Source organism: Proteus sp. TJ1640 (assembly GCF_003144445.1).
Classification (GTDB): Bacteria; Pseudomonadota; Gammaproteobacteria; order Enterobacterales; family Enterobacteriaceae; genus Proteus; species Proteus penneri.
In genome coordinates this window covers 124040-139032 of record NZ_PENY01000041.1, presented here as the reverse complement: position 1 = coordinate 139032, position 14993 = coordinate 124040, and the positions used below count along the sequence as shown (strand labels likewise).

At 38.4% G+C, this 14993-nt stretch carries 12 protein-coding genes; 4 read left to right on the top strand and 8 right to left on the bottom strand.

From position 1 onward, the window contains the following. Nucleotides 1-162: 162 nt before the first annotated feature. Nucleotides 163-1254, top strand: coding sequence for a porin OmpA (gene ompA, locus DK861_RS17035; protein WP_109400852.1), 1092 nt, complete (start codon nt 163-165; stop codon nt 1252-1254). 168 nt (nt 1255-1422) lie between these two features. Here ompA and matP read toward each other — a convergent pair whose 3' ends face one another. Beyond that, nucleotides 1423-1884 (bottom strand): macrodomain Ter protein MatP, encoded by a 462-nt coding sequence (gene matP / locus DK861_RS17030; RefSeq protein WP_006537365.1) that lies wholly within the window; start codon nt 1882-1884, stop codon nt 1423-1425. Between the two features lie 362 nt (nt 1885-2246). On the opposite strand from matP, the gene DK861_RS17025 reads away from it, so the two are divergent. Together DK861_RS17025 and fabA are read left to right on the top strand one after the other, a co-directional pair. After that, complete coding sequence (locus DK861_RS17025) at nt 2247-3989, top strand: Lon protease family protein (RefSeq protein WP_109400851.1); 1743 nt, start codon at nt 2247-2249, stop codon at nt 3987-3989. Between the two features lie 83 nt (nt 3990-4072). Then, complete coding sequence (fabA, locus tag DK861_RS17020; protein ID WP_006537368.1) at nt 4073-4591, top strand: bifunctional 3-hydroxydecanoyl-ACP dehydratase/trans-2-decenoyl-ACP isomerase; 519 nt, start codon at nt 4073-4075, stop codon at nt 4589-4591. Nucleotides 4592-4835: 244 nt separating this feature from the next. On the opposite strand, the gene rmf is transcribed toward fabA, so the two are convergent. From rmf to rlmKL, 7 genes are all read right to left on the bottom strand, one after another. Beyond that, the gene (gene rmf, locus DK861_RS17015; RefSeq protein WP_023581348.1) at nt 4836-5006 is read right to left on the bottom strand and encodes a ribosome modulation factor; all 171 of its coding nucleotides are present in this window, start codon (nt 5004-5006) and stop codon (nt 4836-4838) included. A 471-nt stretch (nt 5007-5477) separates the two neighbouring features. Beyond that, nucleotides 5478-5891, bottom strand: coding sequence for an ASCH domain-containing protein (locus DK861_RS17010; RefSeq protein WP_109400850.1), 414 nt, complete (start codon nt 5889-5891; stop codon nt 5478-5480). Nucleotides 5892-5989: 98 nt separating this feature from the next. Next, nucleotides 5990-6562 carry a membrane integrity-associated transporter subunit PqiC gene (pqiC, locus tag DK861_RS17005; protein WP_006537371.1) on the bottom strand — a complete coding sequence of 191 codons (573 nt, stop codon included), beginning with the start codon at nt 6560-6562 and terminating at the stop codon, nt 5990-5992. After that, nucleotides 6562-8214 carry an intermembrane transport protein PqiB gene (pqiB, locus tag DK861_RS17000; protein WP_109400849.1) on the bottom strand — a complete coding sequence of 551 codons (1653 nt, stop codon included), beginning with the start codon at nt 8212-8214 and terminating at the stop codon, nt 6562-6564. The genes pqiC and pqiB overlap by 1 nt, the downstream gene beginning before the upstream one ends. Continuing rightward, on the bottom strand, nt 8207-9496 hold the full coding sequence (gene pqiA / locus DK861_RS16995) for a membrane integrity-associated transporter subunit PqiA (protein ID WP_072062779.1): 1290 nt from the start codon (nt 9494-9496) through the stop codon (nt 8207-8209). The genes pqiB and pqiA overlap by 8 nt, the downstream gene beginning before the upstream one ends. Nucleotides 9497-9581: 85 nt before the next feature. Continuing rightward, complete coding sequence (locus tag DK861_RS16990) at nt 9582-11510, bottom strand: ABC transporter ATP-binding protein (RefSeq protein WP_109400848.1); 1929 nt, start codon at nt 11508-11510, stop codon at nt 9582-9584. A gap of 6 nt (nt 11511-11516) precedes the next feature. Continuing rightward, nucleotides 11517-13631 (bottom strand): bifunctional 23S rRNA (guanine(2069)-N(7))-methyltransferase RlmK/23S rRNA (guanine(2445)-N(2))-methyltransferase RlmL, encoded by a 2115-nt coding sequence (gene rlmKL / locus DK861_RS16985; protein ID WP_109400847.1) that lies wholly within the window; start codon nt 13629-13631, stop codon nt 11517-11519. Between the two features lie 108 nt (nt 13632-13739). Between rlmKL and DK861_RS16980 the strand changes: the two genes are divergently transcribed. Next, nucleotides 13740-14864, top strand: coding sequence for a YcbX family protein (locus DK861_RS16980; RefSeq protein ID WP_109400846.1), 1125 nt, complete (start codon nt 13740-13742; stop codon nt 14862-14864). Nucleotides 14865-14993 lie beyond the last annotated feature (129 nt).

Genomic DNA, 14993 nt, shown 5'->3' with positions numbered 1-14993 from the left:
TTAAGTTCATTGTAGACTTTATGTCGTTAAGGTTATGCTTTAAATCCCATTTTTTGGGATCATCATTTGATGAAAGTATTGGATTCCTAACAATAATTTAACCAAGGGCAAATAATAAGGCTTAAAGCCAAATGCCTAACTTGGATGATAACGAGGCGTAAAATGAAAAAGACAGCTATCGCATTAGCAGTGGCAGTGGCAGCTTTCGCAACTGCAGCGCAAGCAGCTCCAAAAGACAATACCTGGTATACTGGTGGTAAATTAGGTTGGTCTCAATACCAAGGTACTAGCAACCAATGGGGTGATGTATCTATCGGTAACGGTAATACTCATAAAGACCAATTAGGTGCTGGTGCATTTGCTGGTTATCAATACAACCAATACTTAGGTTTTGAGCTGGGTTATGACTGGTTAGGTCGTATGACTTACAAAGGTTCATACAACAACGGTGCTTTCAAAGCTCAAGGTATCCAGTTAACTACTAAATTAAGCTATCCAGTAATGGAAGACCTAGACGTTTATACTCGTTTAGGTGGTATGGTATGGCGTGCAGATTCTTCTGCAACCGTTAATGCAACTTCAGCAGCTCCAACTCAAAGACGTTTTTCTGAAAATGACACTGGCGTTTCTCCAGTATTCGCATTAGGTACTGAATACGCGATCACTCCAAACATCGCTACCCGTGTTGAATATCAGTGGATCAACAACATCGGTGATAAAGGTACTCTGAATGCACGTCCAGACAACGGCATGCTGAGTGTTGGTGTTGCTTACCGTTTCAACCAAGAAACTCCAGCACCAGTTGTAGCTCCAGCACCAGTTGTAGCTCCAGCTCCAGTTGTTGAGAACAAAACCTTTACTCTGCGTTCAGACGTTCTGTTCAACTTCAACAAATCTACTCTGAAAGCTGAAGGTCAAGAAGCTCTGAATGGTCTGTACAATGAACTGGCTAACATCGACCCAACTCAAGGTCGTGTAGTAGTTATCGGTTACACTGACCGTATCGGTTCACAAAACTACAACCTGCCTCTGTCAGAAAAACGTGCTCAATCTGTAGTTGATTACCTGGTATCTAAAGGTATCCCTGCAAACAGCATCTCTGCAGAAGGTCGTGGTAAAGAAAATCCAGTTACTGGCAACACATGTGACAACGTTAAAGCTCGTTCAGCTCTGATCGATTGCTTAGCGCCAGACCGTCGTGTTGAAATTGAAATCCAAGGTACAACTGAAGTTGTTGTTCAACCTGGTCAATAATTCAGATAGTAGAATAATCTACTATTGATGAATTCAAAACCCTGCCACTGGCAGGGTTTTTCTTTTATGGTGATAAAATTAGGTAAAAATATAAAGGTAAGAACATTTTCGAAAAGCTAATAACAATAAACTGCCGAAACCAGTAAAGTAAGCCAAAATTGATGTAACTTATTTTTCTTTATCACGTACTAATAACTCAATAAGCTCATCTTTTAAATTATGCACTTTTAATGCATATTGCTCTTTTCTCTCAGCATCTTCAATTAATTGCACTATTGTTTCTGATAATGTTATTCCTCTTCGTTGTGACAATGCAGATAAGCGTTGCCAAACTTTAAACGTTAAATCGATTGATTTTTTGCGCGTGTGTTGATGCTCAGCATTAAAATAACGTTTTCTACGAGCTCGAATAGTTTGCTTCATCCGATTAGATAAGTCAGGATTCATATGCAAATCTATCCACTCTAAAACTTTTAATGGTTGCGATTCAAGAAGCAACAATTGCTCGACAACTTCATCCGCAGCACTTTTTTCTATATAACGGGTAATTAATTCACCTTCACGGTGTTTTTTTACTAGATAGGCCCATTTCCAACCACATTCTAGGTTCTCTAATTGTTGATATTTCATATAGCCCCCGTGACAGCGTAACTATATAGTAGCATATCAACAATTTTACAAAAATACTTCCACTGAACCGAAATTTTTTGCCTATTTTATAGGCAAAGTTATTTTAGATAATCTTTCTTATCAATTAATAACAGGTCTTGATAAGGGATAGTTTTCTGAGCACGTTATGATAGAATCGAGCGTCGCTATCATAAAACCGTAATGACCAATTTTATAAACTCGTCATTATAAGGCCGTAGCGATACATATTCCCTGCCTATGCAGTTGATGACAGTTAAAGAACCGTCTTATTGCAGGATAGATATCAAATTATACGATATCTAATTATCTCTTTTCACTAATCAATAATAAAAACGGTAACCTTGAAAAACAACGAATTAGAATGGCAGGCGTTACGTCCTGATTACGCCTCCTACCAAACTTTCTTTCAGACAGCATCTCAATTACCTGCATCTCTACTTCGTGAGGTTCAACCTCGCCTGTATGAAAGCTTGCAATGGTTAAACAATGCGGATTCAGGGCAGTTTATGCTGTTAAAAGCGGATGATTCAACTGCTTACTTTGATATGCTGACAGACACATTAACGCAATCAGGGATCAAAACTGATCCTGTTGTTGGCAGTTATCAAGCAGAAACTAATAAAATCTATTGGCAAGAAAATGTACAAGGTGCATTTTCATCATCAGAATCTATTACTTGTTGCCAATGGATCGAGCCAGAACAACTTTTTGGTTCATTCTATTGCCACAAAGATGAAGTCACCCTCAGCCCCGGCTTATTGCATAAAATAAATGGTGGCATCTTAGTCCTCTCTATAAAATCTTTACTTGCACAACCACTCATGTGGTTCCGCCTTAAAAAAATGGTTGAAGAACAGCGTCTTGAATGGCTTGTCTGGAATGACAACCAATCCCTGCCTTTACCTATTGAGAGTATGCCACTCAATCTTCGTGTTATTTTAGTAGGTGATAGACTTAGTCTTGAAGAGCTTGAATTTATGGAGCCGGAACTAAGCAGCACTGCTTTATATGGTGAATATGAATACGACATGTATTTAGATAACGAAACCACGCTTTCTCAATGGTGTGGTTTTGTAAACTCATTGTGCCAAAAATATCGCCTCCCTTCTTTATCTGCGGATGCTTGGGAAGTCTTATTAACACAAGCAGCAAGACAACATGAAGATCAGCTAATTCTAAGCCTAGATTTAGAATGGATCTTACGCCAGCTTCGTTATGCAATACGTTTTAATCATGATGCTTCTCTAAATGCTGATGCATTGAAAAAAGCAGAAGAAAATCGCCTATGGCGACACAGTTATTTGTTAGAACGTAGTCGTGATGAGATTTTACAAGACCAAGTTATGATACAAACAGAAGGTGAAGCTATTGGCCAAATCAATGGACTTTCTGTCTTAGATTACCCTGGATACCCTGATTTAATCGGAGAACCGACTCGCATCACCTGCGTTGCACATATAGGTGATGGTGAGTTTACGGATGTTGAGCGAAAAGCTGAGCTTGGCGGAAATATTCATGCAAAAGGCATGATGATTATGCAAGCTTACTTAAACTCAGAACTACGTTTAGACCAACCACAGCCATTTAGCACTTCGATTGTTTTTGAACAATCATATGGAGAGGTTGATGGTGATAGCGCCTCTTTGGCTGAATTATGTGCTTTTATTAGTACTCTGGCACAACAACCCATAGATCAGCAAATTGCTGTTACAGGTGCTGTTGATCAATTTGGTCAAGTCCAACCGATTGGTGGCGTAAACCAAAAAATCGAAGGCTTCTTTGATATCTGCCAACAAAGAGGGTTAACCGGTGCACAAGGTGTAATTATTCCTCTCGCCAATATTCGCCATCTTGTACTCAACGAAAATGTGCAACAAGCGGTAAAAGAAGAAAAATTTCATATTTGGCCTGTCACTCATGTAGCAGAAGCAATAACGTTACTGACTCGTCAGCCATATTATGAAGAGCAATGTGAACCAGAACAATCAGACTCACACTTGTTAGCTGTTATTCATGATCGTATAACACTTGCAAATAATCAAGATAGACCTAAATTACCTTGGTTCTTACGTCTATTCAGATAATTCTGTTTCAAGTGATCGGAGTTGTTCAGCGTACAAGTGTAAGCTATTCTGTTCTCTTACACTTGATAAAGGCTATATAGACAATGGTTGATAAACGCGAATCTTATTCTAAAGAAGACCTCATTGCTTCCGGCCGTGGTGAATTGTTTGGCCAAGATGGCCCACCACTGCCATCTGGTAATATGCTAATGATGGATCGCATCATTAAAATGACGGAAGATGGCGGCTCCCATAATAAAGGCTTTATCGAAGCAGAATTCGATATCAAGCCAGATTTATGGTTCTTTGATTGTCACTTCGTCAATGATCCTGTTATGCCAGGTTGCTTAGGCCTAGATGCCATGTGGCAACTTGTCGGCTTCTATCTTGGCTGGCTTGGTGGCGAAGGCAAAGGCCGTGCGCTTGGTGTTGGTGAAGTAAAATTCACTGGACAAATATTACCAACAGCAAAAAAAGTTACCTATAAAATTGATTTCAAACGTGTTATCAATCGTAAACTGATTATGGGTATTGCCGATGGTGAAGTGTATGTTGATGGTAAGCTGATTTATGAAGCAAAAGACTTAAAAGTTGGCTTATTTAAAGATACAACTGCATTCTAAGATAGATAACCATCCAAATCTATTATAAAAATAATGACAATATAACGTAAAAAGGCTTACAAAAATGTAAGCCTTTTTTATATCCAAATTAATTGTTTGTTAGTTATATGCAAATTGTCCTATGTTCAATATGTACATAAGAATATATATAAATAACCCTCGTTTTGATTGTCGGCAAAATCTTAGTGATAATATTTAGCACAGCTAAAAATAAGCTATTATCTATTTCACTACGACGGGTTATTTATTTTACCAGACTTGGGCGATCTTCCATGGCCTGTCGCCAACCTCCAAGCCAATGTGAACGCGCATCAATGGCGAAATAAGGGCAAAGTTCTTTTGAACGACCTTGCATACCAGCTTGATAACCTTTCGATAATGCTCTTGCTAAACGATCTCGTTTCTGTCTTTTCATATCTAGACAACCCTCACGTTCTAAGTTTAAGCGGAAAGATAATGATTGTTTTTCAACAACCACTATAATTTGATACGCTTTATTGAGCATTTAAGCAAGTAAAGAAGTTAATACAAATGTCATATTTGTGATGTTGAGCTAACCATAAACTTAATAACTAACGTTATTATTTATTTTATTTGATGTTTTGTTAGGTGAAATATCAGTTATTTTATAAACCAAACAGAAATAAAACTTAATTCATTGATATTTAATAAATATATATAACTAAAAATAACTTTGCTTATTTTAATCTTATGCAACCAATAAATTAAATAAGATAAATTGATGTTTACGTTTAAACTTATGTCAATATAAGACTTGGTTTATAAGTATTAATTTTTGCTCTGTTGCTATTTTTTTCGTAGAAAATTCTTTTTAATTACCTTGTTTTATTAAGGAATTAGCTCTCATTGAAAGCAAAATAAGCTATTAATACCTCTTACATACTTCTATTAATTCAAACTCTTCAAATACCAACTCCATATCTTCTGAAAAAAAACCTTCTCGATTAAAGAACGCTTTATGTCCTTCTTGCCAATATGCCAAGCTTAAATCCCCTTCACCTTCTCTCTTAGCTAGCTCTTCTGTAACTTCATTAAATCGTATTAACTGCAAACAACGTGTACGAATAACACAAACAGGCTCATTTTGGCTATTTAAAATAATACTAAAACCGCCAATAACAGGAATAGCACTGTCACTAAAAAAACCACTTAATGAACTACATGTTGCCGTTTTTTTTCCTTCTACCACCAGTATAGCAAGTTCATCTGCCAACTCTGGGTTATCACCAAATGACCAACTGATTGCAGTGGGATATTTCTTTTTCAGAGTTTCTAACATATCGTTTCCTTTGTTATTTTTAAATAAACAAAACCCAATATCCTGCTTAAATACAATTTAAGTGAATATTGGGTGTGAAAAAATGTAGTACTAATTCGTTAATATTGAGCTTGAATTGCTTTCGCTATATCAGAAATAACTTGCTCCCATCCCTGCCCTAATGTACGCACTAAAGCAGGGTAACCATCTTCAGTTTGTGGTAGAACTAAAGAGAATGGCTGATTAATCACTTTATTATTTTCAGTATAAATCCAATCCCCTGAAATAATTACCTGTCCATCATAACGACCTTGAAAATAATTAACTGTGACCGTTAATTTCGCTAAGTTATCTTCAACAGGTTGATTTGCAACAACAGTACCTGGCAATGCTTTAGTTAAACCTGAAATAAGGTTCTGCTGTAATTGCTGATCAAGTGGATTAATCCATAGATGCTGATTTGCCACGGTATAGTTAATATCCGTCGTTTGATAAACAATACCTGCATTTACTAACATACTAGACAAACGGATCGGCTGAACCCAGATTTGAGGCTTTTTCGCTGACTGTGTTGTCGTGACTTGTGCTGATACCCCTGTTTGGTAAATATCAGGCAACTGATAATAGGTTTTCTCAGGTTGGCTTGAACATGCCGTTAGCATCAAAACAAATATCCCAATGATGTATCTCATTATTTTTCAGCCCTCTTTGGTTCTGGATCTTTACCTTCCTTCGCCTCAAAAATTAATGCATTACTTTTATTGTTCAATGTTTTCAATAAAGGCTGCATCTCTCTTAGCACTTGATCAAGCTGTTGCATATTATCAATCATTTTTCCATACGCAGGAGAGCCCGGTTGGAAGCCTTGCATACTACGATTGATCTCTTTCAATGATTGCTGAATATCGCTAGGAAGATTTCTAAATTCATCACTGCCAATCATCGCATTCAATGACTTCAGTGTTTCTTTCGCTTCACTGACCGCTTTTTGGCTTTCAGATAATGTTGCAGTCATTTCTTTAAGCATTGGCTCAACAGGAAGGTTGTTGATCTTATCCAGTGATGTCATCACTTTTTGCTGAATTTGCGCTAAACCTGAGCTAACTGTTGGAATTTGTTGGATACCAGCAACTTCTTGAGGCCCTTTCCATTTAGCTTCATCAGGGTAGAAATCAAGATCAATATAAAGTGCCCCAGTTAAAAGGTTACCTGATTTCAATGATGCTCTTAATCCATTATTAGAAGCAAAAGTAATTTCTTTAACGAAGTCGAAACTCTCACCGACATCATTAGCAAAACGTTCTGGTTCAACATGAATAAGAACAGGAATACGAAAATCTTTATCCAATGATTGTTGCATACCTTTAGTGTAATAAGGCACTTGTACAACCGTTCCCATGCGAATTCCGCGGAATTCCACAGGGGCACCTGCTTGCAATCCTCTTACAGAATCAGAGAAGAACATAATGTAGCTACGATAGTCGGTATATAACGAGTTTTGAATACTCTTTTCATTATCGTAGAGCTTGAATTCTGTTTTAGGTTCAATAGGATCACCTGGAATCCATCCCGCAGGAACATCAAAACTAACTCCACCACTAAAGAGTGTAGAAAGTGATGCCATTTCAACACGCACACCCGATGAAGACATATCAAAAGCGATACCTGAATCTTTCCAGAATCGAACATTTGATGTCACCATTTTGTCATAAGGCGCTTTGATAAAGAGTTGGTAATGCATGTCTCGGCTCTCAATGTTGAATTCGCTGGTTTCAACAGAGCCGACTTGGTAACCTCTAAATAAAACAGGATCACCCGCATTTAATTGGCCTGCCCCTTCACTTACTAAATTGATACGAATACCTTTTGCATCTGGTGAAGCTAACGGTGGCGAGTCGAGAAGATTAAACTCATTTTCTTCTTTACCTTTTAATCCCGGTTGCAGTTCTATATAAGCCCCAGAAAGCAAGGTGCCTAGCCCCGTTACCCCCTCTTTACCGACTTGAGGTCTTACAACCCAAAATGCAGTATCTGCGCGTAACAACTCTTTCATTTCTTTATCAAGGCGAGCCGTAATAATAACGCGACTAAAATTACTATCGAGTGAGACACTTTCAACTAAACCGATATCCACACTGCGACTTTTAATTTTGGTTTTACCCGCTTCAATGCCATCTGCATTATAGGTAATTAATGTAACTTCTGGGCCCTGATGGCTGAAATGATAATAAAGTATCCACGCACCAATCAGTAAGGTGACAAGTGGTATGATCCAAACCGGAGACCAGCTTTTTAGTTTGTTAATTTTTGCTTCAGTTAAAGCAGTTTCATTCTTTTCAGTCACCCTTAGGCTCCTTAATCGTGGGTTTATCATCATCGGTTGTACACTTATCCCACGTCAACCGAGGATCAAACATCATTGCAGAGAACATAGTTAATACTACAACCAATGCAAATAGCACCACACCAAAATCAGGATAGATGCTCATCAGACGTCCCATTCTGACTAATGAAGCTAAAACAGCAATTACGAAGACGTCAATCATCGACCAACGCCCTACATATTCAACAACTTCGTAGAGAAAATGCATTCTAGCAGGATCTCTTTTTCCATTAGATTTATGTGCATCCCAACACAACCAAGCAATTGCTACCATTTTTAAACTTGGTACCATAATACTGGCAATAAATATCACCATCGCAACAGGATAGGAGCCATCTTCCCAAAGCAAGATTACCCCAGCCATAATTGTGGAATAAATATCATTACCTAATGATTCAGTCACCATGATTGGTAATAAATTAGCGGGGATATAAAGAATAAGTGACGTAATCAACAAAGAAACCGTCCATTGTAAACTTTTAGGTCTCCTTGCATGTCCTTTCACTTCACAACGACTACATTCGTATTGATCTACGGGTAAGATTGCCGTACATGAGCGACATAATCTAACCCCTTGTTTTAATCCCGATTGACCTGATTCAATATCAGGGTAATTTGGGCGGGGTTCTAATTTTTCCCATAAAGTGTGTCTATCAAGGCACTGGAATGCTCGAATTTGAAATAAGCAATAAAGCACATAAGGAAGGAAACTAAGCCCTAGACCAATATCACCATACGCCATTAATTTTACGAAACTGACTAAAATTCCCGCCAGAAAAATTTCTGCCATACACCACGATTTTAATTGGAATAAAATACGTGATAGCCAAATTTGTAGCTTTCTGGGCAATTGAATTGGCGTACAAAGCAGTAAAATTGCCACCATACAAAAAGCTGGCACAATTTGGACAAACAGTAAGAAAAATGCGCCTAATTCGACGTAATTTTCACTAAACATAACCGTTGGAATTTGCATCAATGTGATGTTGTTGGTGATACCAGCCACTTCCATACTCACGAAAGTGAACTGACTTGCCATTAGCAACATAAATAATGCGCTGATTGCTAGAGCAACAGGTTGATAAAAAGGCTGACGCCAACGTGCAATTAATACAGTATGACAACGAGGGCATGTTGCTTTTGTTCCTTGTACTAATTGAGGAACACTGACCACCAGATCGCACTGAGGACATAATATTTGCTCATGTTTATGTTCATGACGATGTTGTTGACCTGAGCACACAGCGACACCTCTTATTTAGAATAATCAATAAAAGAATATTTAATCCAGAAAGTAAAACGGGGCGCGATGCCCCGTTTTCGGTTGGCTATTCGCCATTTTGCATCAATTCTAGCTCTTGCCATCGGTCAAAAGCAGTTTCAAGCTCTTGTTCTTTATCTGCAAGTGCTTTTAAGACTTTTTCTGTCTCTTCATGAGGACGAGCAAAGAAATCCGCCCCACTCACTTCTTCTTGTAATGCACTTAATTGCGTTTCTAAACTTTCTAATTTAGCAGGTAGTTGCTCAAGCTCTCGCGCCAAATGATAACTTAACTTGTTAGTACGCGCGTTCTTTTTAGAGCTATCTTTCACTTTTGCTTCTTTTTCGGCTTTTTCTGGTACGTTGCGTGATTTTCTTGTTTCACTCTTTAATGAAACCGACTGTGCTCGTTGTTGCTGAGCATCGTAATATCCTCCAACGTAGCTGTTAATGACACCATCACCTTCAAAAATCCAACACTCAGTAACACTATTATCAACAAACTCACGGTCATGACTAACCAGTAAAACGGTGCCTTGGTAAGCATCAACCAATTCTTCTAATAACTCCAATGTTTCAACATCGAGGTCATTGGTTGGTTCATCAAGAATAAGCAAGTTACTTGGTTTTAAAAATAAGCGTGCCAGTAGTAGACGGTTTCTCTCCCCTCCTGAGAGGGCACGAACAGGCGTCATCGCACGTTTAGGAGGAAATAAAAAGTCTTGCAAATAACCAAGTACATGGCGAGGACGACCATTTACCATTACCTCTTGCTTACCTTCAGCAAGGTTATCCATTACTGTTTTATCAGGATCAAGTGTTGCACGGTGCTGATCAAAGTAAGCGACTTCAAGTTTAGTACCACAGTGCACTCGGCCACTGTCAGCTTTTAAATCACCTAACATCAGTTTTAATAATGTCGTTTTACCGCAACCATTTGGCCCCACCAGCGCAATTTTATCGCCACGTTGTACTTTGGCAGAAAAGTCACGAACTAACTTACGGGTTCCAATGCTATAATTAACATCTTCTAACTCGAATACGATTTTACCAGAACGAGTTGCTTCTTCGACTTGCATACGTGCACTGCCTAACACTTCACGGCGTTCACTACGTTCAACACGCAATGCTTTTAGAGCACGTACACGACCTTCGTTACGAGTACGTCGTGCTTTAATACCTTGGCGTATCCACGCTTCTTCTTGCGCTAATTTGCGATCAAACTCTGCATTTTGTTGCTCTTCAACGCGTAATGCTTCTTCTTTGCTTTCAAGATACTTATCGTAATTTCCCGGCCATGAAGAAAGTTTGCCTCGATCAAGATCGATAATACGCGTTGCCATATTTCGAATAAATGAACGGTCATGGGAAATAAACACGATACTTCCTTGGAAATCTTTTAAGAATTTCTCAAGCCAAAGGATCGTTTCAATATCAAGGTGGTTTGTTGGTTCATCTAAAAACAGCACTCTTGGTGCGCTAACTAATGCACGCCCTAATGCTGCTTTTCTTAACCAACCACCCGATAAAGAAGAAAGCTCAGCTTCACCATCTAAACCGAGTTTTTCTAACACTTCTGCAATTCGGCTATCAAGTAACCACAAGTTACGGCTATCGAGTACTTCTTGCAGCTCTGCCATTTTATTGAGATTTTTATCAGAAGGATCTGTCTCAATCAATTTAGAAATATGATGATAATCCGTTAGATATTTAGCATCTTCTTCAACACCTTCAGCAACAAAATCAAAGATAGTACCTTCAATATCTCTTGGCGGATCTTGCTGTAAGCGAGCAGTCACGAGATCTTGTTCATAAACAACTTGACCATCATCTAAAGGTTGCTCTTTAGATAACACTCTTAATAGCGTTGATTTTCCTGCACCATTGCGCCCAACTAAACAAACACGTTCATTTTCTTCAATAAATAAATCGGTGCTATCTAATAGAGGAGCATCACTGAAAGATAAATAAGCCCCAGTCAAACTAATTAACGGCATTGTAAATTATTCCTCACCAGCATGAGTTAACAGCCAGCAGTTGTGGATTTGGCGGTTACGCGCAAAGTCTTGTGATAATGTTTTCTGTGTTATCTCTTTTGCACGCAAGCCAATTTTTGCTAACTCTTCATGTTCCATTTTGAATCCACGTTTATTATTTGAGAACATAATTGTTCCACCTTTTCTCAACAAACGTTTTAGATGTTTCATTAGTTCAATGTGATCACGCTGTACATCAAAGGTATTTTCCATACGCTTTGAGTTAGAAAACGTAGGTGGATCGATAAAAATCACATCAAATTGTTCATTGCTTTGCATTAACCATTGTAAACAATCAGCCTGCATTAAACGATGTTGTCTACCTGATAGGCCATTCGCTTGGAAGTTTTTCTCAGCCCATTCAAGGTAGGTACGTGACATATCAACTGTTGTTGTGCTTTTTGCACCACCAATTCCTGCATGAACAGAAGCCGTACCCGTATAAGCAAAAAGATTTAAGAAATCTTTTCCTTTGCTCATTTCACCCAACATTTTTCGTGCAATACGGTGATCTAAGAACAATCCTGTATCGAGATAATCCGTAAGATTTACCCAGAATTTTGCACCAAACTCGTCAACTAAGAAAAAATCACCTTTTTCGGCCATTTTTTCATACTGTTGTTTACCTTTTTGGCGTTGGCGAGTTTTTAAAATCAGTTGATCAGAACGTAATGCCAATACTTCCATTGTTGCGCTAATTACATCGAATAAACGCTGACGGGCTTTGTGTTCATTAACAGTTTTAGGTGGCGCATACTCTTGAATAACCACTTTATCGCCATAACGGTCTACAGCAACATTATATTCAGGTAAATCAGCATCGTATAAGCGATAACATTCAATTTGCTGTTGTTTTGCCCATTTCGCGAGTTTTTTCTCATTTTTACGCAAACGGTTTGCAAAATCTTCTGCAAGCCCAGTGTTAATCGTTGATGGTGTATCAGAAAGTAAATAGTTTTTCTGTACACAATCAAGAGGACCATTTTTTGCTTTGAACTCACGCTCAGCACGTAATTGAATACAACTCAACAATTCAGGTGATGCACTAAATAGTGACAATCTCCAACCTGGGAAATGTGCTTTTATCGCTCTTCCTAATTGGCTATGTAATGCAATTAATGCTGGCTCACTTTCTAAACGCTCACCATAAGGTGGGTTACTGATAATTGTCCCTTTTATTTCTGTTGAGACTGGGTTTGTCAGTTTAGCTGCATCACCATGAGCAAACGTGATCAGTTCAGCAACATCTGCTCTACGGGCATTAGCTCTTGCCATATCCAACACACGTTTATCAACATCAAAACCATAGAAACGCGCAGTGGTATTCTTTTTACCTTCACGGAAACGGGCGAAAGCTTCATGAGTCACTTCTTTCCATAACGCTTCATCATGGCCTAACCAATGACGAAATCCCCAATGCACGCGATTTAATGCTGGAGCACAGTCTGTTGCCATCATGGCTGCTTCAATTAATAATGTACCCGAGCCACACATTGGATCGATTAATGGTGTGTCAAGTTTCCAGCCTGAACGCATAATGATCGCAGCAGCTAAATTTTCTTTTAAAGGCGCTTGACCCGTTAAGTCACGGTAGCCGCGTTGATGTAAACCATCACCACTTAAATCTAAAGATAGAGAGGCTTTTTCTTTATGAAGATGGATAGTTAAGCGGATATCAGGAGATTGTTTAGCGACATCTGGACGTTGTCCTATTTTACGTTGAAATGAGTCAACAATGGCATCTTTTGCTTTTAATGCACCATATTGGCTATTACGAATAATGTCATTCGTGCCGTTAAAATGGATAGCAAAGGTCTGATCAACAGTAAAAATCTCACTCCAATCAATTGCCTGCACGCCAAGATATAAGTCTAGATCACTGTAAACATTGAATTCATTTAACGGCAACATAATACGTGACGCTAAACGACTCCAAAGTAAAGACTGATACATGGTTTTATCATCAGCACGAAAATAAACACCGCCTTGAGTTATCTGGCAAGCCTGAGCACCAAGGTGTTCAAGTTCAGATTTTAATAGTTCTTCCAGACCTCGGCCTGTGCTGGCAAACAGAGAGCGCATAATATTGTTACCACCTAAAATAAAATTGTTGGGCATTATAGCTAATTGTATTACGTTGTCATAAAGTTACTGGCTATAAAAAATAATAATGTCTTTTTGGGAGCACCGATGATCAACGTTTCACGCCTTTATATACACCCAGTTAAATCGATGAAGGGAATTCGACTTTCTCATGCATTTGCTCGTGAGAGCGGATTCACGTTTGATCGTGATTTTATGATAACGACCCCTGAAGGGACTTTTATCACGGCACGAAAATTTCCCGTTTTGCTGTGTTTTATTCCCACGGTCATGGCAAATGGAATTTATATTCAAGCGCCTGATGGTGAAGGTATTGCTATCACTTATCAAGATTTTGAGACCACATTGCAACCGACAGAAGTTTGGGGCAACCATTTTACCGCGTATGTCGCACCAGATGAAATAAATCAGTGGTTCAGTCGTTATTTAAAAATGGATGTACAACTTCGTTGGACTGGCGAAAAATCGACACGTCGAGTGAAAAAAAACCCAGAAACCGCTGTTTCTTTCGCTGATGGTTACCCTTACTTATTAATTAATGAAGCCTCATTTCAATACTTACAACAACGTTGCCCCGCTTCAATTAATATTGAGCAGTTTCGAGGTAATATCCTCATAACAGGTGCAAAGCCTTTTGAAGAAGATACTTGGCAGACTATTCGTGTTGGCTCTGTTGTGATGGATCTGATGAAACCTTGTAGCCGTTGCATCATGACCACAATTAGTATTGATAAAGGCGTTAAACATCCTAACACAGAACCACTTGCAACACTGCAAACATTCCGTAGCGATGAAACAGGTGATGTCGACTTTGGTCAAAATATCATCATTCGCCAAACAGGCATTATTCGTGTGGGAGATACTGTTGAGGTATTAGCTTATAAAAAAGCAAAACAGTATCTTGTAACGACTCCTGTTGAAACACAATCAACACCTATTGTTGAAAACACACAAGAACAGACTGTCAGTATTGAATTTAACGGTGAGGTTTTCGAAGGTAATAACCAAGAAGTTCTGTTAGAACAGCTTGAAAATAATGGTTATACCATTCCTTATAGTTGCCGAGCAGGTCTTTGTGGCTCTTGTGTTATCCAATTAGATGAAGGGGATGTTAATGCATTAAAAGCCGGAGCAATTAAACGCTCAGGTAAAATTTTAGCTTGTAGCTGTGTGCCTAACGGTAATGTGAAACTTTCACTTAATAAAAAATAACACTTATCTTTATCACAAATTAAAAGAAGGTAATTTGCCCTTATCTTCTTTTTTATTTTAAATAAGACGGTTTATTTAATAAGAATTATCTTATTAGGAATTCAATGATAAATTATCAATAAGCTCATT

Bases quoted from the DNA above. Each gene is read 5' to 3' on its own strand.
- ompA (WP_109400852.1), top strand. From the start codon at position 163: ATGAAAAAGACAGCTATCGCATTAGCAGTGGCAGTGGCAGCTTTCGCA.
- matP (WP_006537365.1), bottom strand. From the start codon at position 1,884: ATGAAATATCAACAATTAGAGAACCTAGAATGTGGTTGGAAATGGGCC.
- fabA (WP_006537368.1), top strand. From the start codon at position 4,073: ATGGTTGATAAACGCGAATCTTATTCTAAAGAAGACCTCATTGCTTCC.
- rmf (WP_023581348.1), bottom strand. From the start codon at position 5,006: ATGAAAAGACAGAAACGAGATCGTTTAGCAAGAGCATTATCGAAAGGT.
- DK861_RS17010 (WP_109400850.1), bottom strand. From the start codon at position 5,891: ATGTTAGAAACTCTGAAAAAGAAATATCCCACTGCAATCAGTTGGTCA.
- pqiC (WP_006537371.1), bottom strand. From the start codon at position 6,562: ATGAGATACATCATTGGGATATTTGTTTTGATGCTAACGGCATGTTCA.
- DK861_RS16990 (WP_109400848.1), bottom strand. From the start codon at position 11,510: ATGCCGTTAATTAGTTTGACTGGGGCTTATTTATCTTTCAGTGATGCT.
- rlmKL (WP_109400847.1), bottom strand. From the start codon at position 13,631: ATGCGCTCTCTGTTTGCCAGCACAGGCCGAGGTCTGGAAGAACTATTA.
- DK861_RS16980 (WP_109400846.1), top strand. From the start codon at position 13,740: ATGATCAACGTTTCACGCCTTTATATACACCCAGTTAAATCGATGAAG.